This is a genomic window from Herbaspirillum sp. 1130 (genome assembly GCF_017833835.1).
GTDB lineage: Bacteria > Pseudomonadota > Gammaproteobacteria > Burkholderiales > Burkholderiaceae_D > Herbaspirillum > Herbaspirillum huttiense.
The window spans coordinates 711,219-736,663 of sequence record NZ_JAFICQ010000003.1 but is presented as its reverse complement, the minus strand read 5'-3'; the positions used below and the strand labels follow the sequence as shown (position 1 = coordinate 736,663).

Genomic DNA, 25,445 nt, shown 5'->3' with positions numbered 1-25,445 from the left:
GATGAACCTTATCGCTTATTGGCTGCCCCGCCCGCAGCGCTGCTGCAAGGGGGCCTCCCATCTTTAAATGAAATTCAAACCAGAACGCAAAAACAGGACGCTGCGGATGCCGACTCAGCCCTTGAGGCTGTCGAGGTCTTCCACGTTGATGGTATCCAGGTTACGGAACAGCACCACCAGAATCGCCAGACCGATGGCGGACTCAGCCGCAGCTACGGTCAGGATGAAGAACACGAAGATCTGTCCGCCCGCGTCACCGAGGTAATGCGAGAAAGCAATGAAGTTCATGTTGACCGCAAGCAGCATCAGTTCGATGGCCATCAGCAGGACGATGACGTTCTTGCGGTTCAGGAAAATGCCGACGATCGAGATCGCGAACAGGATCGCGCCGATGATCAGGTAGTGGGAGAGCGTGATTGCCATGATTCTTGTGCGCCCTTCTTAAGATTGTTGACCGGCGGCCGGCTTGTCGGCCGCTGCAGCAGCAGCGTCGGCTGCGGGTGCATTGCGGGTGGATTCGGCCTTCATGCTGACCAGGCGCACGCGGTCCGATGCCTTGACCTTGACGGCCTGGGCCGGATCGAAGTACTTGCTGTCCTTGCGCTTGCGCAGGGTCAGTGCCACGGCGGCGACGATGGCCACCAGCAGGATCACGGCCGCCACTTCAAAGGCGTAGACGTATTCGGTGAAGATCAGCTTGCCCAGCGGCTTGGTCTGGCCCAGCGTGTCGGAGACGGCCGGCACCTGCGATTCGTAGACCCAGAAGCTGTTGAGCAGCACGGCCGCCATTTCCAGCACGATGATCACGCCGATGGTGGCCGCCAGCGGGAAGTAGCCCCAGAAGCCTTCGCGCAGCTTGTCCATGTTGATATCGAGCATCATCACCACGAACAAGAACAGCACCATCACCGCGCCGACATAGACCAGCACCAGCACGATGGCCAGGAACTCGGCCTTGAGCAGCATCCAGAGGCCCGCTGCCGAGAAGAAGGACAGCACCAGGAACAGCGCCGCATGCACCGGGTTGCGGGCCGTGATGACGCGAACGGCGGCGATTACCACCAGCACCGCGAACACGTAGAACAAGACAGTTTTAAATTCCATAATCAACCAGAAGTTGGTTCATTCAATCAGCACGGGGACCGCACAGCAGGCCACCCCATCGCAATACATCCGACACCTTGCCGCAAGCCCTGCACCACCCTGCCCGGCTGCCCCGTATTTCGCAGGGCCACCCGGCAGCACCGATCAACGGTAGGCGGCGTCGGCCGCACGTGCAGCGGCGATTTCGTTTTCGTAACGGTCGCCCACTGCCAGCAGCATTTCCTTGGTGTAGTACAGGTCGCCCCGCTTTTCACCGTGGTATTCCAGGATGTGCGTTTCGACGATCGAGTCGACCGGGCAGGACTCTTCGCAGAAACCGCAGAAGATGCACTTGGTCAGATCGATGTCGTAGCGGCTGGTGCGACGGGTTCCGTCCTCACGCTGCTCGGATTCGATGGTGATGGCCATCGCCGGGCAGACCGCTTCGCACAGCTTGCAGGCGATGCAGCGTTCTTCACCGTTGGGATAACGGCGCAGCGCATGCAGGCCGCGGAAACGCGGGGACATCGGCGTCTTTTCCTCGGGGAACTGCACGGTGATCTTGCGCTTGAACAGATAGCGACCGGTCAGGGCCAGGCCCTTGAACAGTTCGCGGAGCATCAGGCTGCCGAAAAAATCCTTAATAGCTTCCATTTTTAGCCTCAGCCTTCCAACTTATTTCCAGATATTCCAGGGCGACTGGATCCAGATCGCCACGACCACCAGCCAGACCAGGGTCAGCGGGATGAACACTTTCCAGCCCAGACGCATGATCTGGTCATAGCGGTAGCGCGGGAACGATGCGCGGATCCACACGTACAGCGACAGGAAGAAGAAGGTCTTCAAGCCCAGCCAGATCCAGCCCGGGATGAAGTCCAGCGCGGACACCGGAGCCGACCAGCCGCCGAAGAACAGCAGTGCGGTCAGGATCGAGATCAGGATCATCGCGGCGTATTCGGCCAGGAAGAACATGGCGAAGGACATGCCGGAGTATTCGATCATGTGACCGGCCACGATTTCGGATTCACCTTCCACCACGTCGAACGGGTGGCGGTTGGTCTCGGCCACGCCGGAGACGAAGTAGATCACGAAGATCGGCAGCAGCGGCAGCCAGTTCCAGGACAGGAAGTTCAGGCCCATGCCGGCGAACTGCCCCTTGGTCTGGGCCAGCACGATGTCGGTCATGTTCAGGCTGCCGGTGACCATCAGCACCACCACCAGGCAGAAGCCCATGGAGATTTCATAGGACACCATCTGTGCCGAAGCGCGCATTGCACCCAGGAAGGCGTACTTCGAGTTCGAGGCCCAGCCGGCGATGATGATGCCGTAGACTTCCATCGAGGTAATGGCCATCAGATACAGCAGGCCGGCGTTGACGTTGGCCAGCACGTGTTCTGGCGAGAACGGCACCACGGCCCAGGCGGCCAGCGCCGGCATGATGGTCATCACCGGCGCCAGGTAGAACAGCGCCTTGTTGGCCTTGGACGGGGTCGAGATTTCCTTGAAGATCAGCTTGACGGCGTCAGCGATGGGCTGCAGCAGACCAGCAGGACCCACGCGGTTCGGGCCCAGACGCACGTGCATCCAGCCGATCAGCTTGCGCTCCCAGTAGGTCATGTAGGCCACGCACACCAGCAGCGGCACCATCACCACCAGGATCTTGACCAGAGTCCACACCAGCGTGAACAGGGTCGGACCCAGCAGCGCCGGTCCCACGTTGTTGATTTGGGCGATCAGGTGATCCATTTTTACGCTTTCTCCACGACGATTGCGCCAAACATGCCGCCCAGTGCAGCGGTGGAGGCGTGCGCAGCAGCGACGCGAACCACGTTTTCCGGCAGTTTCTTATCGATGGCGGCGGTCAGCGCAGCGCTGCCCGAGCCTTGCTTGACGTTGACCTTGTCGCCTTCGGCCACACCCAGCTTGGCAGCTAAAGCAGCCGACAGCCACGCCTTGGGCGCCTGGCCGTCGCGGGTTTCCAGCAGCGGCGGTGAACGGCGTGCGATGGCGTCAGCGAAGTAGATGGGCACATCCGCCACACGCTCGACGCCACCGGCGGCGGCTTGCACAGCCTGCGCTTGCACGCTGGCGATGTTGTTCAGGCGCGCCGACAGGTCGGTTTCCTTGCCCAGCAGCTCGTCGCGGATGGATTCGGCGGTTTCGTAATCGAAGTTTTCCAGTTCCAGCAGGTTGCCCAGCACGCGCAGGACCTTCCAGCCCGGACGCGCATCGCCGGCCGGCTTGACGGTACCGTTGAAGCTTTGTGCACGGCCTTCGGCATTGACGAAGGTACCAGCGGTTTCGGTGAAGGGTGCGATCGGCAGCAGCACGTCGGCATAGTCGGCACCGTGCTGGTAGGCCGACATCACCACGACCATCTCGGCCTGGCCCAGCGCGGCACGGGCCGCTTGCGGATCGTAGCTGTCCAGTTCCGGCTCGGCGTTCAACAGCAGGTAAGCCTTGCGCGGCTGTGCGAACACGGCAGCGGCATTGGCACCCTTGCCCGGAGTCGGCACGGCGTTGGCCAGGTAGCCGCCCACGGCGTTGCCGCCATCGGTCAGCACGCCCAGCTTGGCACCGGTCTGTTCGGCGATCCACTGTGCAGCAGCATGCAGTTGCGCAGCTTGCGGATGCTGGACCGCAGCGTTGCCCAGGAAGACGCCACGGCCTTCGCCCGACAGCAGGCTGGCGGCAGTTGCCTTGGCAGCGTCCGATGCCACCACGCCAGCGTAGGCGGCGGGGGCAGCCACACCCTTGGCTTCAGCCACGGCCACGGCCACTTCGGCCAAGGCGGACAGCCATGCCGAAGGAGCGGCGACGATCTTGTTGGCGATCGGCATGAGCAGATCGTCGTCGGTGGCGTGCAGCACGCTGACCTTGGCACCGCTCTTGGCGGACTGGCGCAGGCGGGCCGACAGCAGAGGGTGATCCTTGCGCAGGAAGGAACCGATCACGAAGACGCGGTTCAGCTGCGAGAACTCGACGATGGACATGCCCAGCCACGGCTTGATCTGGCCGTCCAGGCCGAAGTCGGACTGGCGCAGGCGGAAGTCGACGTTGTCCGAACCGATACCGCGCACCAGCTTCTGCAGCAGGCTCAGCTCTTCCAGCGTGGAGTACGGGGTACCCAGCGCGGCGATCGAGTCCGCACCATGTTCGTGACGGATGTTGCGCAGGCCGTGGGCGACGTATTCCAGCGCAGTCTGCCAGTCCACTTCCTGCCACTTGCCGTCCTGCTTCAACATCGGCTTGGTCAGGCGTTGATCGCTGTCCAGCGCTTCGTAAGCGAAACGGTCCTTGTCAGAGATCCAGCACTCGTTGACTTCTTCATTTTCGAAGGGCAGCACGCGCATGACCTTGCCATTCTTGACCTGGACGATCAGGTTGGCACCGACGCTGTCGTGCGGGCTCACCGACTTGCGGCGCGACAGTTCCCAGGTACGGGCGCTGTAGCGGAACGGCTTGGAGGTCAGCGCACCGACCGGGCACAGGTCGATCATGTTGCCCGACAGTTCGGAGTCCACGGTCTTGCCGACGAAGGTGGTGATCTCGGAATGTTCACCGCGGCCCAGCATGCCCAGCTCCATCACGCCGGCCACTTCCTGGCCGAAGCGCACGCAGCGGGTGCAGTGAATGCAGCGGTTCATTTCCTTCATGGAGATCAGCGGACCAACGTCCTTGGGCTCCACGACGCGCTTTTCTTCCTGGTAGCGCGAAGAGGAACCGCCGTAACCGACGGCCAGATCCTGCAGCTGGCACTCACCGCCCTGGTCGCAGATGGGGCAATCCAGCGGGTGGTTGATCAGGAGGAATTCCATCACGCCCTTCTGGGCCTTGACCGCCTTGTCGCTGGCGGTGCGCACGATCATGCCGTTGTTGACCGGCGTGGCGCAGGCAGGCAGCGGCTTCGGGGCCTTTTCAACCTCGACCAGGCACATGCGGCAGTTGGCCGCGATGGACAGTTTCTTGTGATAGCAGAAGTGAGGGATGTACGTGCCGATCTTGTTGGCAGCGTCCATGACCATGCTGCCTTCTTGCACTTCAACCTTCTTGCCGTCTATTTCGATTTCAACCATGGCTGTTTGCCCAAGCTAAATATTCTTTGCCAACGATACCGACGGAAGGCTTATCGCATCCCGCCAGCATCCCCTGCCCTGTTCAGATGTAAGCCGGAACCAGGCAGTGTTTGTGCTCGATGTGGTATTCGAACTCTTCGCGGAAATTCTTCACGAACGCGCGTACCGGCATCGCCGCTGCATCACCGAGCGCACAGATGGTGCGGCCCTGGATGTTGTCGGCTACCGAGTTCAGTACGTCCAGATCTTCCATCTTGCCGTGACCGTTTTCGATACGCTCCACCATGCGGTACATCCACCCGGTGCCTTCGCGGCACGGTGTGCACTGGCCGCAGGATTCTTCATAGTAGAAGTAGGACAGGCGCAGCAGCGACTTGACCATGCAGCGCGTCTCGTCCATCACGATCACCGCGCCCGAACCCAGCATCGAGCCGGCCTTGGCGATGGCATCGTAGTCCATGGTGGTGTCCATCATGACGTCGCCACGGATCACCGGTGCGGACGAACCACCCGGGATGACGGCCTTGATCTTTTTGCCGCCGCGCATGCCACCGGCCAGTTCCAGCAAGGTGGAGAACGGGGTGCCCAGCGGGATCTCGTAGTTGCCCGGACGCTCGACGTCGCCCGAGATCGAGAAGATCTTGGTACCGCCGTTGTTGGGCTTGCCCATCTCGGCGTAGGCCTGCGGGCCTACCTTGAAGATGAAGGGCACGGCCGCAAAGGTCTCGGTGTTGTTGATGGTGGTCGGCTTGCCGTACAGGCCGAAGCTGGCCGGGAACGGCGGCTTGAAGCGCGGCTGGCCCTTCTTGCCTTCCAGCGACTCCAGCAGCGCGGTTTCTTCGCCGCAGATGTAGGCGCCATAACCGTGGTGCGCATGCAGCTGGAAGCTGAAACCGGTACCGAGGATGTTGTCACCCAGGAAGCCGGCCGCACGGGCTTCTTCCAGGGCTTCTTCGAAACGCTCGTACTCGGCGAAGATTTCACCGTGGATGTAGTTGTAGCCGACCGTGATGCCCATTGCGTAGCCGCCGATGATCATGCCTTCGATCAATGCGTGCGGATTGTAACGAATGATGTCACGGTCCTTGAAAGTGCCCGGCTCACCTTCATCTGTATTGCAGACGAGGTATTTCTGGCCCGGGAACTGGCGCGGCATGAAGCTCCACTTCAGGCCGGTCGGGAAACCCGCACCGCCGCGGCCACGCAGGCCCGAGGCCTTGAGGTCGGCGATGACTTGTTCCGGAGTGATCTTCTCGTTGAGGATGCGCTTGAGCGAATCGTAGCCGCCGCGCTTGACGTAATCCTCGAGATGCCAGTTCTCGCCATTCAGGTCGGCGAGGATCAGCGGTTTGATGTGGCGGTCGTGCAGGCAGGTCATTTCTTCAGTTCCTCCAGCAGCGCGTCGATCTTTTCGTTGGACATCCAGCTGCACATTTGATGGTTGTTGACCAGCATGACCGGTGCGTCGCCGCAAGCGCCCATGCATTCGCCTTCCATCAGCGTGAACTGGCCGTCGGCCGTGGTTTCGCGATAATCGATGCCCAGCTTGTGCTTCAGGTGATGGGCAGCGCGCTCGCCACCCGACAGCAGACACGGCAGGTTGGTGCACACGGTGATCTTGTGCTTGCCCACCGGGCTGGTGTTGAACATGTTGTAGAAGGTCGCGACTTCCTGCACGGCCACGGCGGGCATGCCGATGTAGTCGGCAATTTCCTGCTGCAGCTCGGCCGGCAGCCAGCCATGTTCCACCTGGGCGATGCGCAGCGCGGACATGACCGCAGACTGGCGCTGGTCCGCCGGGTATTTCGCGAGTTCGCGATCGATTTTCTTAAGGGCTTCTTGACTTAACAGCATATCGTTGGCCATCCATGCGCATCAGTGCTGCGCGGTTATTGGATATTCCCCAAACCTGACGGGCTTCCTGAGAAGCCCGCCTTGACTCTTACACTTCGACTTATCGGTCGATTTCCCCGAACACGATGTCTTGCGTACCAATGATGGTGACCGCATCGGCAATCATGTGGCCCTTGGCCATTTCGTTCAGGGCTTGCAGGTGGGCAAAGCCCGGGGCACGGATCTTCAGGCGGTACGGCTTGTTGGCACCGTCGGAGACCAGATAGATACCGAATTCACCCTTGGGATGCTCGACGGCAGCATACGCTTCGCCGGCAGGCACACGGAAGCCTTCGGTGAACAGCTTGAAGTGGTGGATCAGGTCTTCCATGTTGGACTTCATGTCCGCACGTTTGGGAGGCGCGATCTTGTGGTTGTCGGTAATGACCGGACCCGGATTGTTGCGCAGCCACTCCACACATTGCTTGATGATGCGGTTGGACTGGCGCATTTCGGCCACGCGCACCAGGTAACGGTCGTAGCAGTCGCCGTTCTTGCCGATGGGGATATCGAAGTCCAGCAGGTCATACACTTCATACGGCTGCTTCTTGCGCAGGTCCCAGGCGATGCCCGAGCCACGCAGCATCGGACCGGTGAAGCCCATCTGCAATGCACGTTCCGGCGAGACCACGCCGACGCCGACCAGACGCTGCTTCCAGATACGGTTGTCGGTCAGCAGGGTTTCGTATTCGTCGACATAGGTCGGGAAACGATTGGTGAAGTCTTCGATGAAGTCCAGCAGCGAACCCTGGCGATTTTCGTTCAGTTCGCGGATGGCCTTCTCGTTGCGCACGATGGACGCCTTGTACTGCGGCATGCTGTCCGGCAGGTCGCGGTAGACGCCGCCCGGACGGTAGTAAGCCGCGTGCATGCGGGCGCCGGAGACGGCTTCGTAGCAGTCGAACAGGTCTTCACGCTCACGGAAGGCGTACAGCAGCACGCCCATGGCGCCCACGTCCAGCGCGTGCGCGCCGATCCACATCAGGTGGTTCAGCAGGCGGGTGATTTCGTCGAACATCACGCGGATGTACTGCGCGCGCAGCGGCACTTCCAGACCCAGCAGGCGCTCGATGGCCAGCACGTAACCGTGCTCGTTGCTCATCATCGAGACGTAGTCCAGGCGATCCATGTAAGGCACGGATTGCAGGAAGGTCTTCTGTTCGGCCAGCTTTTCGGTACCACGGTGCAGCAGGCCGATGTGGGGGTCGGCGCGCTGAATGACTTCACCATCCAGCTCCAGCACCAGACGCAACACGCCGTGCGCGGCCGGGTGCTGGGGACCGAAGTTCAGCGTATAGTTTTTGATCTCTGCCATTATTTGATCCCGTAGTTTTCTTCACGAATGATGCGCGGGGTGATTTCGCGCGGCTCGATCGTTACGGGTTGATAGATGACGCGTTTCTGTTCGGCGTCGTAACGCATTTCGACATAGCCGGACACCGGGAAGTCCTTGCGGAACGGGTGGCCAATGAAGCCATAGTCGGTCAGGATGCGGCGCAGGTCGGGGTGGCCATCGAAGAGGATGCCGTAGAAGTCGAAGGCTTCACGCTCGTACCAGCCAGCCGAATTCCAGATCGGATCGACCGAGGCCACGATGGGCAGGTCGTCATCCGGCGCGAACACGCGCACACGCACACGCCAGTTGTGCGAGATCGACATCAGGTGCGACACGACGGCAAAGCGCGGACCGTCCCAAGCACCATCGCCATAGGTCGAATAATCCACGCCGCACAGGTCCAGCAATTGTTCGAAACGGGTGTCGGCATGGTCGCGCAGCACGCGCATGGCCGACAGGTAGTCAGCGGCCTTGACCACCACGGTGACTTCACCGAGGGCCACGGTCAGGTTCTGAAGATACCCTCCAAGCGCATTACGCAGGGCGGCTTCGAGAGTTTCCAATTTTGTCGTCATACTGCCCTCTTAGCGCGCGATGGTGTTGGTGCGCTTGATCTTGTTCTGCAGCTGGATCACGCCATACAGCAGCGCTTCCGCCGTCGGCGGGCAACCCGGCACATACACGTCGACCGGCACGATGCGATCGCAGCCACGCACCACCGAATACGAATAGTGGTAATAGCCGCCACCATTGGCACAGGAGCCCATGGAGATCACCCAGCGCGGTTCCGGCATCTGGTCGTAGACCTTGCGCAGCGCCGGCGCCATCTTGTTGCACAGGGTGCCGGCCACGATCATCAGGTCGGACTGGCGCGGCGACGGACGGAACACCGCACCGAAGCGGTCCAGGTCGTAACGCGACGCACCGACGTGCATCATTTCAACCGCGCAGCACGCCAGACCGAAGGTCATGGGCCACAGGGATCCGGTACGGGTCCAGTTGATTACTTTATCCAGCGAGGTGGTAACAAACCCCTCATTCAATACGCCTTCAATAGACATGGCTTACTCCCAATCCAGGGCACCCTTTTTCCAGATGTACCAAAATCCGACAACAAATTCAGCGATGAAGACCATCATCGTGACGAAACCTTGCCAGCCCAGCTCACGCATGGACACGCCCCAAGGGAAGAAGAAGGCGGTTTCCAGATCAAACAGGATGAACAGGATGGCGATCAGGTAGTAGCGCACATCGAACTTCATGCGCGCATCTTCGAATGCTTCGAAACCGCATTCGTAAGGAGAAGTTTTTTGAGCGTCCGGCTTGTGCGGACCAAGAAGACGACCGAGGAGCTGGGGAGCGACACCGACACCGATGCCGACAAGAATAAACAGGAGGACTGGGAAGTAATTTTCGAGGTTCACGATTGGCCGCTATGCGTTGGTTTATCGATGGGAATGATTCTCAATATCAATCAGAAACTTCCTCGACAAAAAGCCAGCTCAGGCACTAGGACCTTCGCTGGCTTTTCATTTCATTTCTATGGTGCCGACGACGAGACTCGAACTCGTACAGCTTTCGCCACTACCCCCTCAAGATAGCGTGTCTACCAATTTCACCACGTCGGCTTGAAGCAGCTATTGTACCTTCATTTGTTACTCTTGTTCAATGCACAATCAGCGAAAAAGAAAGATTCTTCCTACTTTATTCTTCGATTATTTCAGTATCCGCAAAGGCTTATTTCGGAATCTGATTCGACTGGTCGCCCGGCTTCGCAGCTTCGGTCGGCGCAGCAGGTGCAGCCGGTGCAGCTTGCTGCGCAGGAACGGCCGGCGCCTGCAGATTATCCATCACGCTGCCGCTTTGTGCAGTGTGATGATTGCCGATGAAGGTCAAGCCCAGGGTTGCCACGAAGAAGATGCCGGCAGCCACCGCGGTCGACTTCGACAGGAAGTTCGACGAGCCGGTCGCACCGAAAAGACTGCCCGACGCGCCGGAGCCAAAGGCCGCACCCATGTCAGCGCCCTTGCCGTGCTGCAGCAACACCAGACCGATGATCGCCAGCGCTGCCAGCACCTGAACTACAACCACTACCAAAAACAAAGTATTCATTTAAACAAGTCCACTCTTGATGTTTCAATCGCCTGCTGCATCTGCGTCAAAGTATCGCTTCCGCAACTGACAAACCCCTTACTTCACTTCAGGCCGCTGCCTTGATGATGGCCAGAAAATCTGCCGCCTTCAATGCCGCGCCGCCAATCAGGCCGCCATCGATGTCGGCCATGGCCAGCAATTGCTCGGCGTTGTCCGGCTTCATGCTGCCGCCGTACAGGACGCGCACCTTGGCCGCCGCTTCCGCACTCTTGGCGCCGAGACGCGCACGCAGCATCGCATGCACTTCCTGGGCCATTTCCGGCGTGGCAGTCTTGCCGGTGCCGATCGCCCAGACCGGTTCGTAGGCCACCACGATGCGGGCCGCTTCTTCCACGCTCAGCGCCGCGAGTACGACGTCGAGCTGGCCACCCACGATTTCGTTGGTCTGGCCGGCTTCGCGCTGTTCCAGCGTTTCGCCCACGCAAACCACCGGCACCAGGCCAGCCTTCAATGCTGCTACCGTCTTGGCCGCCACCGCTGCATCGCTCTCGCCATGATAGGCGCGACGCTCGGAGTGACCCAGAATGACATATTGCACACCAAATTCCTGCAGCATCGCCGCAGACACCTCGCCGGTGAAGGCACCGGAAGCATGCGCGGACATGTCCTGCGCACCCAGCGCCACAGCCGAACCGGCCACCGCGCCCTGCACTTGCGCCATATAAGGCGCCGGCACACAGACGGCCACATCACATACGTCAGCCGGCAGGCCTTCCTTGATACCAGCCACCAGGGCTGCATTGGCAGCCAGGCTGCCGTTCATTTTCCAGTTACCGGCTACGAGTTTGCGACGCATAGGCTGATTTCTACGAGATGGGTGTCAATTTGGATAACCTCGCATTGTAGCCGTTACAGGCGCTTGGCGCAAAGCCGGACTGTCTCGGCCGTGCGCCCTGCGCTCATCCGGTCACAGTTCCAGCATGATCTTGCCGATGTGGGCGCTCGATTCCATCATGGCATGCGCCTGTGCCGCCTGCTCCAGCGGGAAGCGATGATGGATCACCGGCCTGATCTTGCCGGCCTCGATCAGCGGCCACACGTGCTGGCGCAAGTTCGCTGCAATGGCAGCCTTGAAGGCGATCGGGCGCGGACGCAGGGTCGAGCCGGTGATGGTCAGGCGGCGGCGCATGACCTGACCCATGTCCAGCTCGCCCTTGCTGCCGCCCAGCTGGGCGATGAACACCAGGCGGCCATCATCGGCCAGGGACTTGATCTCGCGCGGCAGGTAATCGCCGCCGACCATGTCCAGAATCACGTCCACACCCTTGCCACCGGTCAATTCCTTGACCACCGCCTCGAAATCCTCGGTTTTGTAATTGATGGCGCGTTCTGCGCCCAATTCTTCACATGCACGGCACTTGTCAGCGCTGCCGGCCGTGGCAAACACGCGATGTCCCAGCGCACGGGCGATCTGGATGGCCGTCACGCCGATGCCGGAAGAACCACCTTGCACCAGCAAGGTCTCTTCACCTGACAGCTGGCCACGGTCGAAGACGTTGCTCCACACGGTGAAGTAGTTTTCCGGCAGGGCCGCTGCCTCCAGCGCGCTCAAGCCCTTGGGCACCGGCAGGCACTGGGCCAGCGGCGCCGCGCAGAACTCGGCATAGCCGCCACCCTGTACCAGCGCACAGACCAGGTCGCCCAGCTTGAAACCGCTGTCGCCCAGGTCGCCGGCCACGATCTCACCAGCCACTTCCAGGCCCGGCAGGTCGGATGCGCCAGGCGGCACCGGATAGTTACCGGTGCGCTGAAACACGTCCGGGCGGTTCACGCCCGCCGCATGTACCTTGATGAGCACTTCACCTGCCTTCAACTCCGGCACGGGCCGCTCACAGGCCTGCAATACCTCGGGGCCGCCAAATTGCTTGATTTCGATTGCGCGCATGTGTCCTATCCTTCAATTCAATGGGGTGTGATGAGCTCAAAGCGAAGCCGCTGCCCGCGCCGCCGTGTCGTACAACCCGGAAGCATTGCGCAGCAGCTGGGCTGCCTCGCCGATGGCCTGGTTGGGGATGCCGCTCTCGACCTGCACCTCAATCAGGCAGCGCTCGCGCACCTCGCGGTACTTCATGCACAGCGCCTGCCCGGCTGGAGTCGTCGAAAACAGCAGTTCCTTGCCCGCCTTCTCGCTCTTGACGTAGCCGGCCTTCACCAGCTTCTTCAAGGCATAGGTGACCACGTGGGTGTCCTCGACGTTCAATACGAAGCAGATATCGGCCAGCTTTTTCTTCCGGTCCCGGTGATTGACATGATGCAGCAGCGAAACCTCGATGGCCGTCATGTCCTTGGCACCGGCGGCGGCCATGCAGCGCACCATCCAGCGGTTGAAGGCATTGCTGGCCATGATGAGGGCGTATTCCAGCTCGGAAAGCTCGGCACTGCGTTCGGACACCAGGTGCTGCGACGACACGATCTTGGTCGGGCGCGGCGCCGCAACGGCCTCGGGCAATTCAGTCTGGACGGGCTTGGACGTCTCGTTGTTCTCTTGGCTCATGGGAAGCGTGGGGCTCAGGACGACAGAATGGCAACACTATAGCGCAAAGGTTAAATAAATAATTTATCGACATATTGTTTATATTTTCTTTGAAATGTAATATCCGCAAAAAAGCAGGGCATCACCAGACGCACCTTGACCCCGGCAGCGGCACGGCCGGGTTCTCAACAAAAATCTCAGCCGAGGCGAGAGACACATGCAGCCACCCCAGCTCCACCCCTTGGGCGACCGCGCACTGCTCTGCAGTTTGCCGGCCCCTGCCACCCTGCCCCAGCAGCAACGCATCTGGGCACTGGCCACGCTGGCCAGTGAATGGGAAGAAGTCAGCGAAGTCGTGCCCGGCATGAATAACCTGACCCTGATCACCAAGCGCCCCGTAGCCGACCTCGACACCCTGACGCAACGCGTCCTGAAGAGCTGGCCCAAACTCGGCACCACAGCCAGCGAAGGCCGCACGGTCGAGATCCCGGTGGTCTACGACGGCAGCGCCGGCCCTGACCTGGACAACGTGGCCCGTCACACCGGCCTGTCGACCAGCGAAGTCATCGAACGCCACAGCCAGGCCGAGTACGTGGTCTATTTCCTCGGCTTCCTGCCCGGCTTCGCCTACATGGGCGGACTCGACGCCAGCCTGGCCACGCCGCGCCACACCACGCCGCGGGTGAGCATTCCGGCCGGGTCAGTCGGCATCGGCGGCGAACAGACCGGCATCTATCCGATGGCCTCCCCCGGCGGCTGGCAACTCATCGGCCGCACGGGCCTGCAACTGTTCGATCCTTCCCAGCAACCGCCGACGCTGCTGCGTCCTGGCGACCGTGTACGCTTTACCGTGGAGCGCGTGGCCTCATGATCGACATCATCCAACCCGGCATGCTGGCCTCGGTGCAGGACATGGGCCGCACCGGCCATCGCAGCCTCGGCATCCATCCCGGCGGCGCACTCAATACGCTGGCCCTGGCCAGTGCCAACCTGCTGGTAGGCAATCCGGTTGATGCAGCCGGACTTGAAATCACCATGGGCGTGGCCGAACTGCGCTTCACCCGCGACACCCGCATTGCCCTCGGCGGTGACGACATCGGCGCCACCCTCGATGGCAAACCCGTCGCCGCCTGCTGGAGCATTCCGGTGCGCGCTGGCAGCGTGCTCAAGCTCAGCCTGGCGGCCGCCGATTCCCCCGAGCAGGCCCCGCGCCACAGCATGCGGACTTATCTCGCTGTAGCGGGTGGCATCGATGTCCCTGTGGTGCTGGGCTCACGCAGCACGGACCTGAAGGCCGGTTTCGGTGGCCATCAGGGACGCGCCCTCAAGCGTGGCGACAAGCTCCCCATCGGCGACGCCAGCGTAGCCGCTGCAGCGGTCCACGGCCCCGCCTTCGGCGTGCGTTCTCCGCGCTGGAGCGGCCTGGCCCTGCGCGCCGATGAACACAGCCAGCACGTCACCCTGCGCGTGCTGCCCGGCCCCGAATTCGATCAGTTCAGCAAGACCTCGCGGGAAGCGCTGTGGTCCGACACCTGGCGCGTCACGCCCAACAGCAACCGCATGGGCTATCGACTCGAAGGCCCGGAGCTCAAGCGCAAGCAAGGCCGCGACATGCTTTCGCATGGCGTCGTGCCGGGCGTGATCCAGGTGCCGCCCTCGGGCCAGCCCATCATCCTGATGGGCGATGCCCAGACCACCGGCGGCTATCCCAAGATCGGCGTGATCATCGGTGCCGACCTGTGGAAGCTGGCACAAGCGCCGCTGAACGCCACCCTGCGCCTGGAACCCTGTGAGCTGGCCGACGCCCTGGCCGCCGCCGAAGAACAGCAACGCTATCTCGACTCCATCCGCGCCACGGTCGCCGCTCTGGACTGGTCGCGCGCCACGCTCTACAAGAAATAAGGGAACGCCATGCATATCGATCTGAATGCCGACCTCGGCGAAGGCTGCGACACCGACGAACAACTGCTGACCCTGGTCAGCTCCGCCAACATCGCCTGCGGCTGGCATGCCGGCGACGCCAGCACCATGCGCCGCAGCGTGCGCTGGGCGATCCAGAACCACGTGGCCATCGGCGCCCACCCCAGTTTCCCCGACCGTGAAAACTTCGGCCGCAGCGCCATGCAATTGCCGCCTGAAGAGATCGTCAGCGGCATGCTCTATCAGCTCGGTGCGCTCGATGCCATCGTGCGCGCCGAAGGCGGCCGCATGACCCACGTCAAGCCGCACGGCGCGCTCTACAACCAGGCCGCCAAGGATGCCGTGCTGGCCAATGCCATCTGCGCCGCCATCCGCACCTTCAATCCGGAACTGAGCCTGTATGGCCTGGCCGGCAGCGAACTGATCGCCGCCGCCCGCCATGCCGACCTCAATGCGGTCGAAGAAGTCTTTGCCGATCGCGCCTATGAAGCCGACGGCAGCCTGGTCGCGCGCAGCAAGCCCGGCGCCATGATCGAGAACGATGCCGACGCCATCGCCCAGACCCTGATGCTGGTCAAGCAGAAGAAGGTCAAGGCCATCGACGGCAGCCTGGTCGAAGTCAATGCACAGACCGTATGCCTGCACGGAGATGGCGCGCACGCCCTGGATTTCGCGCGCCAGATTCGGGCACGCCTGCACGCCGAGCAGATTGCCGTGCGCGCGGCGATATGAAGGATTTTTCCGGCGTCGTCGCAAGACGCAGGAAAGTAGGCACCCGCAGTTGAACACGGGGTGCTGCAAGCTGTAGTTCCGTTCCGAAAACAACAAGAAAAGCCGTCAGCCTGAGGCCCGCGAGGTCGCAGGAAAAGTCACGCCCCTACTCTTTGCAGATTCTCGCAAAGCCAGTCCGGGCGCGGCTTTCCGCGACATCGCTGGCACGGACCTTGCACCATGGCGGCAGGATTTTTCCTCATTCACATAGGGAGTTTTTCATGGAGAGTACGACACTGTTGCCACTGATCGGGATACCGATCGTCGTGGCCGGTTTTGCCTTGCGTTTCAACCCGCTGCTGGTGGTCACGGTCGCGGGTCTCACCACCGGCCTGTCGGTCGGCATGGACTTCGGCATGCTGCTGGAAACCTTCGGCGAGAAATTCGTCAACAGCCGTTCGCTGGCGACCTTCCTGCTGATCCTGCCGATCATCGGCCTCTTGGAACATTACGGCCTGAAGGAACGCGCCCAGGCGTGGATCTCCAGCATCGCCAGCGCCACCTCGGCGCGCATCCTGATGCTCTACTTCATCCTGCGCGAAGGCACTGCCGCCCTGGGCCTGATCTATCTCGGCGGCCAGGCGCAGACGGTACGTCCGCTGCTGGCACCGATGGCCGAAGGCGCAGCGGTCAACGCCTATGGAGAAGACCTGCCGCAACACATCCGCGACAAGATCAAGGCCCATGCCGCCGCCTGCGACAACATCGCGGTGTTCTTCGGCGAGGACATCTTCATCGCCTTCGGCGCGGTGCTGCTGATGGATGCCTTCCTGAAGGAAAACGGCATCACCAACATCGAGCCGCTGCACATCGGCCTGTGGGCCATCCCCACTGCCCTGTCGGCACTGGTGATCCACATGTTCCGCCTGACCCGTCTCGACGCTTCCATCCGCCGCGACGTCGATGCGTGGAAAGCTACCCAATCCGCTGCCAAGGTGTCCGCATGAATACGCTCATCTCGATCAACCGCATCTACTACCTCATCGGCATCATCGTCATGATGCTGACCGTGATGACCCTGCGCGACAAGGGCAACCCCAAGCGCTTCACCACGGCCCTGTTCTGGTTCCTGTTCGGCGCAGTATTCCTGTTCGGCGACCTGCTGGTGGAAAGCCTGGGCAAGTCCATGGCTCACCGCATCATCGGCGGCACCGTCATCATCATCTCGCTCATCGCCGGAACCGGCATGCTCTCCATGGGCAGCTATGCGACGTCCACGCATGAAGAACGAGTGGCGTCCGCCAAACGGCTGGGCAACTGGCTGTTCTTCCCGGCGGTGCTGATCCCGGTCATCACGGTGGCCTGTACCGTCCTGCTCAAGGGCGTCTCGGTCGGTGGCCTGATGCTGCTGGACCAGAAACAGCTGACCCTGGCCGCCCTGTGCGTGGCTTGCGTGTGTGCGCTCATCGCCGGTTGCGTGCTCACCCGTGGCACGCCGCTGCAAGCGGTACGCCAGTCGCGCCGACTGGTGGACTCCATCGGCTGGGCCGCGATCCTGCCGCTGATGCTGGCCATGCTCGGTGGCGTTTTCGTCGCCGCCAAGACCGGCACCTCGGTGCAGCAGGTGGTGAGCCTGTTCGTCAATCCGGACAATCGCTTCCTGGTGGTGGTGATCTATTGCGTGGGCATGGCGCTGTTCACGATGGTGATGGGCAATGCCTTCGCCGCCTTCCCGGTGATGAGCGCGGGCATCGCGCTGCCCTTCCTGATCCTGGGGCATCACGCCGATCCGGCACCGCTGGTGGCCATCGGCATGTATTCCGGCTATTGCGGTACGCTGATGACGCCCATGGCCGCGAACTACAACATCGTGCCGGCCGCGCTGCTGGAACTGAAGAACAAGTACCAGGTCATCAAGGTGCAGATCCCGACTGCACTGACGCTGCTGACCGTGAACGTGTTCCTGATGTACTTCCTTGCCTTCCGCTGATCTGAACGGAAGGCCTGACATGGCCGCATGCGCTGTTGCGGCCAGGTCGCCCCACTTGCTTCAAGGAGTCCCCATGCAACTCACTCTAGACCGGGCTGAACAATTTGCCCGCATGCCGCTGGCCTACCTGCGCCAGGAATATCCCAACCACATCATGCATCTGCTCAACGATGAGGGCGATGTGCTCTCTCCGCGTGCGATGCATCCGGTCTTCTACGGCTGCTATGACTGGCACTCGGCGGTGCATGGCTACTGGCTGCTGTTGCGCTGCCTGCGCCTGTATCCGTCGATGGCGGTCACTGACGAGATCACGGCGATCTTTGACGACCATTTCACACCTGAGCTCATGGAGCGCGAAACGGACTATTTCCGTGCGCCCAATCGCGCCCCCTTCGAACGCCCCTACGGCTTCGGCTGGTTGCTGGCACTGGACCAGGAACTGTTGATGTCGGCCCATCCCCGTGCGGCCGAATGGCATGCTGCGATGAAACCGCTGACCACCGAGATCAGGCGTCGCCTGTTCGACTATCTGTCGAAGCTGAGCTATCCGATTCGCGTCGGCACGCACTTCAACACGGCGTTTTCACTTGCCCTGGCATTGGATTACGCGCGTCACGTCACCGATACCGAACTGGAAGCGCTGATTGTCGACTGGTCGAATCAACACTACGGCAAGGACACCGACTATCCGGCTCACTATGAACCGGGTGGTGACGAATTCATCTCTGGTGCGTTGACCGAGGCCTTGTTGATGAGCAAGGTGCTCTCGTCCGATGCATTCACCGCATGGTTCGATCTGTATCTGCCCCGCATTGCCGAAGTCACCCAGATCACGCATCCCGCCTACGTCTCCGACCCGACCGATCCGAAGGTTGCGCATCTGGATGGTCTGAACCTCTCGCGCGCCTGGTGCATGAAGAACGTGCTGCGTCACCTGCCCGCCCATCACGCGGCACGCAGTGCGATCGAAGCGGCGATCCAGCGCCACATCGCGGCCTCCATCGACCAGGTGGTCGGCAGCCACTACAGTGGTGGCCACTGGCTGGCCAGCTTCGCCATGCTGGCGCTGGAAGACTGATCCACACGCCGTCCTCCCGCAAAACAAAGCCCTCGCTCCCGATCACGGAAGCGAGGGCTTTTTGCTGGAATGCAGACCGAATCTACTCAGCCACTTCCTTGCGCAAGGGCGTCTGCTCGGTGTGCGTCGGCATGGTCGCCGAGATCACTCGTGCACTGCGCTTGAAGGTGAAATACGCCCAGGCCCAATCAGCCATCACCATGATGCGGTTGCGGAAGCCGATCAGGAAATACACGTGCACGAACAGCCAGAACAGCCAGGCCGGATACCCCGAGAACTTGAGCTTGCCGACCATGGCAATGGCAGCGCGGCGACCGATGGTGGCCAGCGATCCGTAGTCCTTGTAGACGAAGCTCTCGGCCGGCTGTCCGGCGATGTGATGCTTGATGTTGCGCGCGGCCACGCGGCCCATCTGCTTGGCCGCCGGTGACACGCCCGGCACCGGCTTGCCGTCCGACTGTGCGGCAGCCAGGTCACCGATCACAAACACTTCGTCGTGGCCACCGATACAGAGCTGCGGCGTGACCGGTACACGACCAGCACGGTCCACCGGTACACCCAGTTGCTTGCCCAGCGGCGAGGCCGCTACACCTGCCGACCAGATCACGGTGCGCGTGGCCAGGCTCTGCTCGCCATCGAAATTGGCATAGCGCACGCAGGTCTCATCGATGTGTACCACACGGCAACCGGTGCGCACGTCCACACCGAGCTTGTGCAGCTGTTCGCGGGCTTTCTCGGAGAGGTCCTCGGGGTAGGCCCCCAGCACGCGCTCAGAGCCCTCCACCAGCACCACCCGTGCCGAATGCGGATCGATGTTGCGGAATTCGCCCGACAGCGTATGGCGCGCAATTTCCACCAGCGTACCGGCCATCTCCACGCCCGTGGCCCCGCCGCCGATGACGGTGAAGGTCAGCCATTCCTGGCGACGGCGTGCATCGGTCTCGCGCTCGGCATGTTCAAAGGCCATCAGGATGCGCTTGCGGATCTCGAAGGCATCCTCCAGCGTCTTCAGGCCCGGCGCCAGCGTGCTCCATTCATCGCGGCCGAAGTAGCTGTGCGTGGAGCCTGCGGCGACGATGAGGTAGTCATAGGACAGTTCGCTGCCGTCTTCCAGCGTGACGGATTTGCCGGCGGTATCGATCCCGGTCACCGCCGCCATCAGCGTGGTGAGATTGCGCTGCTGCGCCAGGATGGCGCGGATCGGCGCGCTGATGGCCGGGGCCGACAGCCCGGCCGTGGCCACCTGGTACAGCAAGGGCTGGAACAGGTGGTGGTTGCTGCGATCGATCATGGTGATGCGCACATCGGCGTGGGCCAGTTCGCGCGCAGCGGCCAGACCGCCGAAGCCGCAACCGATGATGATGACGTGGGGCATTGCCTTCCTTTCAAAAGTAACGTGTTGTTCTGTCCGCGCAGGCCGGTCACGTGAAGCTGGCCTGGCCGCACGGCTGTCCCCTACTCTCTATTCGGATCTGCGGATCTGCCTGTTGGCAGTACCACGCCCTCCCCTGATGAGCGCGGCACACCGGAACCTTGATGTCCCTCAAAGCAGACGGACAGAATCGCATACTTTTGGTTCGAAATCACTTGGGCAGATTGTCCGCATCAACTTGCACGCATAAAAAAATCCCCCGGCCTTGCGGCACGGGGGATTTTCTTGTTGCCTGTTCAGGCAGAAGGGATTACTGCGCTTCTTGCGGAGCGGCAGCGTCGCCTTCTTCAGCCTGGGCAGCCTTCATCGACAGCTTCAGGCGGCCGCGGTCATCGGTTTCCAGAACCTTGACGCGCACTTGCTGGCCTTCCTTCAGGTAGTCGGCCACGGCGTTGACGCGCTCGTTGGCGATCTGGCTGATGTGCAGCAGGCCATCCTTGCCCGGCAGGACCTGGACGATGGCGCCGAAGTCCAGCAGCTTCAGGACGGTGCCTTCGTAGATCTTGCCCACTTCCACGGAAGCGGTCAGCTCTTCGATGCGGCGCTTGGCTTCCTGGCCAGCCGACGCATCCACGGAGGCGATGGTGACCACGCCTTCGTCGCTGATGTCGATCTGGGTGCCGGTTTCTTCGGTCAGCGCGCGAATGACGGCGCCGCCCTTGCCGATCACGTCACGGATCTTTTCCGGATTGATCTTGATGGTGATCAGGCGCGGAGCGAAGTCGGACAGCTCGGCACGGCCAGCCGGCACGGCTTCCTGCATCTTGCCCAGGATGTGATGACGGCCTTCCTTGGCCTGCTCCAGCGCGACCTGCATGATTTCCTTGGTGATGCCCTGGATCTTGATGTCCATCTGCAGAGCGGTAATGCCGTTGGCAGTACCGGCCACCTTGAAGTCCATGTCGCCCAGGTGATCTTCATCGCCCAGGATGTCGGTCAGCACGGCAAACTTGTTGCCTTCCTTGATCAGGCCCATGGCGATGCCGGCCACGTGGGCCTTCATCGGCACGCCGGCGTCCATCAGTGCCAGGCAGCCGCCGCACACCGATGCCATCGAGGAGGAACCGTTGGACTCGGTGATTTCCGAGACCAGGCGCACCGAGTAGCTGAACTCGTCAGCAGCCGGCAGCGCGGCGATCAGCGCGCGCTTGGCCAGGCGGCCGTGGCCGATTTCGCGGCGCTTCGGGGTGCCCACGCGACCGGTTTCGCCGGTGGCGAACGGAGGCATGTTGTAGTGGAGCATGAAGCGGTCGGAGTATTCACCCAGCAGACCGTCGATCTTCTGTTCATCGCGTGCGGTACCCAGGGTCGCGATGACCAGGGCTTGCGTTTCGCCACGGGTGAACAGGGCCGAACCGTGGGTACGCGGCAGCACGCCGGTACGGATCGAGATCGGACGCACGGTGCGGGTGTCGCGGCCGTCGATGCGGGGCTCGCCTTCCAGGATCTGCGAACGCACGATCTTGGCTTCCAGGTCGAACAGGATGGAACCGACTTCGGCAGCATCCGCAGCCACGCCGTTGTTGGCAGCGGCTTCAGCGACCAGGGCTTCGTTGACCTGGGCGGTCACGGCCTTGAGCTTTTCGGTACGGGCTTGCTTGTCCTTGGTCTGGTAGGCTTCGCGCAGCGGGCCTTCGGCCAGTTGCGAGACGCGTGCGATCAGGGCTTCGTTCTTGGCCGGGGCGGTCCACTGGACTTCCGGCTTGCCGCCGTCACGCACCAGGGCGTGGATGGCTTCGATGACGGCCTTGGACTGGTCGTGACCGAACACGACAGCGCCCAGCATGACTTCTTCGGACAGTTGATCGGCTTCCGATTCCACCATCAGCACGGCGGTTTCGGTACCGGCCACCACCAGGTCCAGCTGCGAGGACTTGAGCTGCGAGGTGGTCGGGTTGAGGACGTACTGGCCGTCGATGTAACCCACGCGGGCGGCGCCCACCGGTCCATTGAAGGGGATGCCGGCCAGCGACAGTGCTGCCGAGGCACCGATCATGGCGGGGATGTCCGGATCGATTTCAGGGTTCACCGACAGCACGTGGATGATCACCTGCACTTCGTTGAGATAGCCTTCCGGGAACAGCGGGCGGATCGGACGATCGATCAGGCGCGAGGTCAGGGTTTCCTTTTCGGAAGGCTTGCCTTCACGCTTGAAGAAACCGCCGGGGATGCGGCCGGCTGCATAGGTCTTCTCGATGTAGTCGACCGTCAGGGGGAAGAAGTCCTGGCCGGGCTTGGCTTCCTTGCGGGCCACCACGGTGGCCAGGATGACGGTGTCTTCCACCGACACCACCACGGCGCCAGAAGCCTGGCGAGCGATTTCGCCGGTTTCCAGGGTCACTTGATGCTGACCGTACTGGAAGGTCTTGGTTACTTTATTGAACACGGTATTTCCTTTCTTTTATGGAGCCGGCCCCGACTGTGTCCGCGGTGCACGGCTTCCTTTTGCCGACAGATTTTCAGGCGCTGTCGTTCACCTCACCACAGTGGCCGGCGAAACCGGTCACTCACGACGAACGCGGCATTGATCACACAAACAGCCTACCGCGATGAAACGATGATGCATTCCTGCCCCGAGGGAGGGCGTTTGCGAGGATACTTGCCCCCGGCTTATGCCTGAGCTTGCGGAATCGCAAAAAACAAAATGCCCGCGTCAACGAGTGACGCAGGCATTTCGTGGTGGTCCGGGGCGCAAACCCCGGGACCCAGACGCGGAGTCAAATTACTTGCGCAGACCGAGTTTCTCGATCAGGGCGCGGTAACGGTCAGCGTCCTTGTTCTTCAGGTAGGACAGCAGGCTCTTGCGACGGTTGACCATCTTGATCAGGCCACGACGGGAGTGGTGATCCTTGACGTGGGCCTTGAAGTGGCCGTTCAGGTCGTTGATGCGTGCGGTCAGCAGCGCGACTTGCACTTCCGGAGAACCGGTGTCGTTCGTGCCGCGGGCGTTTTCGGAGATAATGGCAGCCTTGGCTGCTTTTTCGATGGACATTGCTTTTACCTTTCACAAGCGGTGTGCGGAGCGTCGAAAACTGGCCTGCCCTGCATACCGTGAACAAAAAATGAGAATCCGGTCAAACCGACCGGACGCGAAATTATATAGCAAAAAACCATTCCGACCAACATCGGCAAGCACATCCGCACTGTTTCTGCCGATGACGCTGCGTCCCTGCCACAGCCGGACGGAATGACAACTTACTCAGGAGTCGACATGCCTTCCCCCGTTTCCCTCATGCAACGCGCCCGCCCCAGGCTGGCGGCCGCCCTGCTGGCCGCTGCCGCCCTGTCCGGCTGTGCCTCGCTGCTGCAACCGCCGGTGCAGCCGGGCGAGCCCGAAGAGCAGGTCGTGGCCCGCTTGGGCGCGCCCACCAATGTGTATCCGGATGGCAACGGCCGCGTCTTTGAATACGCTGCCGGTGCCTTCGGCCAATACCAGTACATGGCCCGCATCGGTCCCGATCATCGTTTGATTTCCTACGAGCAAGTGTGGACGCTGCAGAATTTCCACGCCATCCGCGCCAAGCAGGACACCAAGCTGGATGTGCTGCGCCGCGTGGGCCGTCCCACTGAAGTGACGCGCTATGCGCGCATCCCCTTCGAGGCGTGGAACTACGGCTTCAAGGAAAGCGGCGTCTGGAATTCGCAGATGACCGTGTATTTCAACGACCAGGGCATCGTGGAGAAGATCGAGAACGGTCCTGATCCGCGTTTCGATGATTCGCGTTTCCGCAACTGAGCACGCGCATCCCCTGCCTCACACCTGCACGATGAAGAAAGAAGAAAGGCTGCCCGGATCGCTCCGGGCAGCCTTTCTTTTTCAGCGCAAGCACTGCAGCGTACTTACACCACTGTCGCCAGCGCCAGCGTGAACAGCAGGGCCAGCACCGAGACCAGGGTTTCCATCACGGTCCAGGTCTTGAAGGTCTGCGGCACGGTCATGTTGAAGTATTCCTTGACCAGCCAGAAACCGCCGTCATTGACGTGCGACAGGATCAGCGAACCGGCACCGGTGGCCAGCACCATCAGCTCGGGACGCACGCCACCGACGGTGGAGACGATGGGCGCCACGATACCGCAGGCGGTGGTCATGGCCACCGTCGCCGAACCGGTCGCCACGCGGATCAGCGCGGCCACGAACCAGCCCAGGATCAGCGGCGACAGATGCGCATCGGTGGCGATGCCGACGATGGCCTTGGAGACGCCGCCATCCATCAGGATGCGGCCAAAGCCCGCACCCGCACCGACCACCAGCGTGATACCGGCGATGGGCGCCAGGCACTCGTTGGTGAATTTCAGGATCTGGTCGGCACCGAAACCACGGGCGCGGCCGAAGGTCCAGAAGCTCACCAGGGTGGCGATCAACAGCGCGATCACGGAGTTGCCGATCAGGCGCAGGAAATCATTGGCGAAGGTCTTGGGGGCGAAGAACAGGTCCGCCCAGCTGCCGATCAACATCAGCGCCACCGGCAACAGGATGGTGAAGAGCGTGATGCCGAAGCCCGGCAGTTCACGATCCTTCTTGCTCTCATCGACGAATTGCGAGATCAGCGGATTGTCCGGATTGGGAATCACCACCTTGGAGATCAGCTTGCCGAAGATCGGACCAGCGATGATGGCCGTAGGAATACCGACGATCAGCGCATACAGGATGGTGCGGCCGATATCGGCGCTGTAGGCGGTCACCGCCAGCAGCGCGGCCGGGTGCGGCGGGATCAGGCCGTGCACCACCGACAGGCCGGCCACCATGGGAATGCCGACCAGCACCATGTTGGTCCCGGTGCGCTTGGCGACGTTGAAGGCGATCGGCACCAGCAGCACGAAACCGACTTCGAAGAACACCGGCAAGCCGACAATGAAAGCCACCGTCATCATGGCCCAGTGCACGTTCTTTTCACCGAAGGCCTTGATCATGGTGTTGGCGATGCGCTCGGCGCCGCCCGACTCGGCCATCATCTTGCCCAGCATGGTGCCCAGGCCCACCACCAGTGCGATGTGGCCCAGCGCATTGCCGACGCCAGTCTCGAAGGCCTTGACGATATTGCCCATGGGCATGCCCACGGCCAGGCCCAGCACCAGCGACACCACGATCAGCACGATGAACGGGTTCATCTTGAATTTGGCGATCAGCACGATCAATGCGATCACCGCTACCAGTGCATAGACCAGTAGCGCACTTCCTTGTACAGCCTCCATCTGTTGCTCCTCTTCAGAAGGTAAAAGACACCGCCGGCGATACGACACCCCTGCCGGCAAATTGGTACTGCGAAATCGAAAAATCTTTTAAATCTTTTATATCGTT

The 25,445-nt window shown here is 61.6% G+C and carries 26 protein-coding genes and 1 tRNA gene; 7 read left to right on the top strand and 20 right to left on the bottom strand.

All coding sequences use genetic code 11. The features are described 5' to 3' along the window. Positions 1–114 precede the first annotated feature (114 nt). The 16 genes from nuoK to JOD78_RS16875 all read right to left on the bottom strand — a co-directional run bounded on the left by nuoK (position 115) and on the right by JOD78_RS16875 (position 13,036). The gene (gene nuoK, locus JOD78_RS16950; protein WP_013233782.1) at positions 115–423 is read right to left on the bottom strand and encodes an NADH-quinone oxidoreductase subunit NuoK; all 309 of its coding nucleotides are present in this window, start codon (positions 421–423) and stop codon (positions 115–117) included. An 18-nt stretch (positions 424–441) separates the two neighbouring features. After that, on the bottom strand, positions 442–1,104 hold the full coding sequence (locus JOD78_RS16945) for an NADH-quinone oxidoreductase subunit J (protein ID WP_034337675.1): 663 nt from the start codon (positions 1,102–1,104) through the stop codon (positions 442–444). Positions 1,105–1,248: 144 nt separating this feature from the next. Continuing rightward, positions 1,249–1,737 carry an NADH-quinone oxidoreductase subunit NuoI gene (gene nuoI / locus JOD78_RS16940; protein WP_008327661.1) on the bottom strand — a complete coding sequence of 163 codons (489 nt, stop codon included), beginning with the start codon at positions 1,735–1,737 and terminating at the stop codon, positions 1,249–1,251. A 21-nt stretch (positions 1,738–1,758) separates the two neighbouring features. Continuing rightward, on the bottom strand, positions 1,759–2,829 hold the full coding sequence (gene nuoH / locus JOD78_RS16935; RefSeq protein WP_121039202.1) for an NADH-quinone oxidoreductase subunit NuoH: 1,071 nt from the start codon (positions 2,827–2,829) through the stop codon (positions 1,759–1,761). 2 nt (positions 2,830–2,831) lie between these two features. Further along, complete coding sequence (gene nuoG / locus JOD78_RS16930; RefSeq protein ID WP_134135081.1) at positions 2,832–5,159, bottom strand: NADH-quinone oxidoreductase subunit NuoG; 2,328 nt, start codon at positions 5,157–5,159, stop codon at positions 2,832–2,834. An 82-nt stretch (positions 5,160–5,241) separates the two neighbouring features. Continuing rightward, positions 5,242–6,537, bottom strand: a complete 1,296-nt coding sequence (gene nuoF / locus JOD78_RS16925; protein ID WP_008327658.1) for an NADH-quinone oxidoreductase subunit NuoF — start codon at positions 6,535–6,537, stop codon at positions 5,242–5,244. Beyond that, entirely contained in the window at positions 6,534–7,025 is a 492-nt protein-coding gene (nuoE, locus tag JOD78_RS16920; protein ID WP_006712943.1) for an NADH-quinone oxidoreductase subunit NuoE, read from the bottom strand. The genes nuoF and nuoE overlap by 4 nt, the downstream gene beginning before the upstream one ends. Before the next feature lie 88 nt (positions 7,026–7,113). Next, complete coding sequence (locus JOD78_RS16915) at positions 7,114–8,367, bottom strand: NADH-quinone oxidoreductase subunit D (protein ID WP_034330584.1); 1,254 nt, start codon at positions 8,365–8,367, stop codon at positions 7,114–7,116. Further along, positions 8,367–8,963: an NADH-quinone oxidoreductase subunit C gene (locus tag JOD78_RS16910; RefSeq protein ID WP_034330585.1), complete on the bottom strand. Its 597-nt coding sequence runs from the start codon at positions 8,961–8,963 to the stop codon at positions 8,367–8,369. The genes JOD78_RS16915 and JOD78_RS16910 overlap by 1 nt, the downstream gene beginning before the upstream one ends. Positions 8,964–8,972: 9 nt before the next feature. Beyond that, positions 8,973–9,449, bottom strand: a complete 477-nt coding sequence (locus tag JOD78_RS16905) for an NADH-quinone oxidoreductase subunit B (RefSeq protein WP_006712940.1) — start codon at positions 9,447–9,449, stop codon at positions 8,973–8,975. Positions 9,450–9,452: 3 nt separating this feature from the next. Next, positions 9,453–9,812 carry an NADH-quinone oxidoreductase subunit A gene (locus JOD78_RS16900; RefSeq protein WP_006712939.1) on the bottom strand — a complete coding sequence of 120 codons (360 nt, stop codon included), beginning with the start codon at positions 9,810–9,812 and terminating at the stop codon, positions 9,453–9,455. A gap of 119 nt (positions 9,813–9,931) precedes the next feature. Continuing rightward, positions 9,932–10,016 (bottom strand) — tRNA-Leu (locus tag JOD78_RS16895). A 109-nt stretch (positions 10,017–10,125) separates the two neighbouring features. After that, positions 10,126–10,500 (bottom strand): preprotein translocase subunit SecG, encoded by a 375-nt coding sequence (gene secG / locus JOD78_RS16890; protein ID WP_084320059.1) that lies wholly within the window; start codon positions 10,498–10,500, stop codon positions 10,126–10,128. Between the two features lie 88 nt (positions 10,501–10,588). Beyond that, the gene (tpiA, locus tag JOD78_RS16885; RefSeq protein WP_209568392.1) at positions 10,589–11,338 is read right to left on the bottom strand and encodes a triose-phosphate isomerase; all 750 of its coding nucleotides are present in this window, start codon (positions 11,336–11,338) and stop codon (positions 10,589–10,591) included. 111 nt (positions 11,339–11,449) lie between these two features. Next, positions 11,450–12,427 carry an NAD(P)H-quinone oxidoreductase gene (locus JOD78_RS16880; RefSeq protein WP_134135080.1) on the bottom strand — a complete coding sequence of 326 codons (978 nt, stop codon included), beginning with the start codon at positions 12,425–12,427 and terminating at the stop codon, positions 11,450–11,452. A gap of 36 nt (positions 12,428–12,463) precedes the next feature. Continuing rightward, positions 12,464–13,036 carry a winged helix DNA-binding protein gene (locus JOD78_RS16875; protein WP_084320063.1) on the bottom strand — a complete coding sequence of 191 codons (573 nt, stop codon included), beginning with the start codon at positions 13,034–13,036 and terminating at the stop codon, positions 12,464–12,466. Positions 13,037–13,232: 196 nt separating this feature from the next. Between JOD78_RS16875 and pxpB the strand changes: the two genes are divergently transcribed. The 6 genes from pxpB (at position 13,233) to JOD78_RS16845 (ending at position 18,714) form a co-directional block, all read left to right on the top strand. Next, positions 13,233–13,886 (top strand): 5-oxoprolinase subunit PxpB, encoded by a 654-nt coding sequence (pxpB, locus tag JOD78_RS16870; protein WP_209568393.1) that lies wholly within the window; start codon positions 13,233–13,235, stop codon positions 13,884–13,886. Continuing rightward, positions 13,883–14,917 carry a biotin-dependent carboxyltransferase family protein gene (locus tag JOD78_RS16865; RefSeq protein ID WP_121039185.1) on the top strand — a complete coding sequence of 345 codons (1,035 nt, stop codon included), beginning with the start codon at positions 13,883–13,885 and terminating at the stop codon, positions 14,915–14,917. Before pxpB ends, JOD78_RS16865 begins: the two co-directional genes overlap by 4 nt. Positions 14,918–14,926: 9 nt before the next feature. Then, a complete protein-coding gene (gene pxpA, locus JOD78_RS16860; RefSeq protein ID WP_204725291.1) occupies positions 14,927–15,667 on the top strand; it encodes a 5-oxoprolinase subunit PxpA in 741 nt (246 codons plus the stop codon). A gap of 260 nt (positions 15,668–15,927) precedes the next feature. After that, positions 15,928–16,653, top strand: coding sequence for a DUF969 domain-containing protein (locus JOD78_RS16855; protein ID WP_013233768.1), 726 nt, complete (start codon positions 15,928–15,930; stop codon positions 16,651–16,653). Further along, entirely contained in the window at positions 16,650–17,636 is a 987-nt protein-coding gene (locus JOD78_RS16850; RefSeq protein ID WP_039786724.1) for a DUF979 domain-containing protein, read from the top strand. Before JOD78_RS16855 ends, JOD78_RS16850 begins: the two co-directional genes overlap by 4 nt. Before the next feature lie 73 nt (positions 17,637–17,709). Then, the gene (locus tag JOD78_RS16845) at positions 17,710–18,714 is read left to right on the top strand and encodes a DUF2891 domain-containing protein (protein ID WP_209568394.1); all 1,005 of its coding nucleotides are present in this window, start codon (positions 17,710–17,712) and stop codon (positions 18,712–18,714) included. An 82-nt stretch (positions 18,715–18,796) separates the two neighbouring features. Here the strand turns inward: JOD78_RS16845 and JOD78_RS16840 are convergent, their stop codons facing one another. The 3 genes from JOD78_RS16840 to rpsO all read right to left on the bottom strand — a co-directional run bounded on the left by JOD78_RS16840 (position 18,797) and on the right by rpsO (position 23,138). Further along, complete coding sequence (locus tag JOD78_RS16840) at positions 18,797–20,089, bottom strand: NAD(P)/FAD-dependent oxidoreductase (protein WP_204725289.1); 1,293 nt, start codon at positions 20,087–20,089, stop codon at positions 18,797–18,799. A 307-nt stretch (positions 20,090–20,396) separates the two neighbouring features. Continuing rightward, positions 20,397–22,532, bottom strand: coding sequence for a polyribonucleotide nucleotidyltransferase (pnp, locus tag JOD78_RS16835; RefSeq protein ID WP_039786731.1), 2,136 nt, complete (start codon positions 22,530–22,532; stop codon positions 20,397–20,399). A 336-nt stretch (positions 22,533–22,868) separates the two neighbouring features. Further along, positions 22,869–23,138, bottom strand: a complete 270-nt coding sequence (gene rpsO / locus JOD78_RS16830; protein ID WP_006712917.1) for a 30S ribosomal protein S15 — start codon at positions 23,136–23,138, stop codon at positions 22,869–22,871. A gap of 219 nt (positions 23,139–23,357) precedes the next feature. Between rpsO and JOD78_RS16825 the strand changes: the two genes are divergently transcribed. Beyond that, a complete protein-coding gene (locus JOD78_RS16825; RefSeq protein WP_121039164.1) occupies positions 23,358–23,882 on the top strand; it encodes a hypothetical protein in 525 nt (174 codons plus the stop codon). A 104-nt stretch (positions 23,883–23,986) separates the two neighbouring features. Here JOD78_RS16825 and JOD78_RS16820 read toward each other — a convergent pair whose 3' ends face one another. Continuing rightward, positions 23,987–25,339 (bottom strand): GntP family permease, encoded by a 1,353-nt coding sequence (locus JOD78_RS16820; RefSeq protein WP_039786736.1) that lies wholly within the window; start codon positions 25,337–25,339, stop codon positions 23,987–23,989. Positions 25,340–25,445 lie beyond the last annotated feature (106 nt).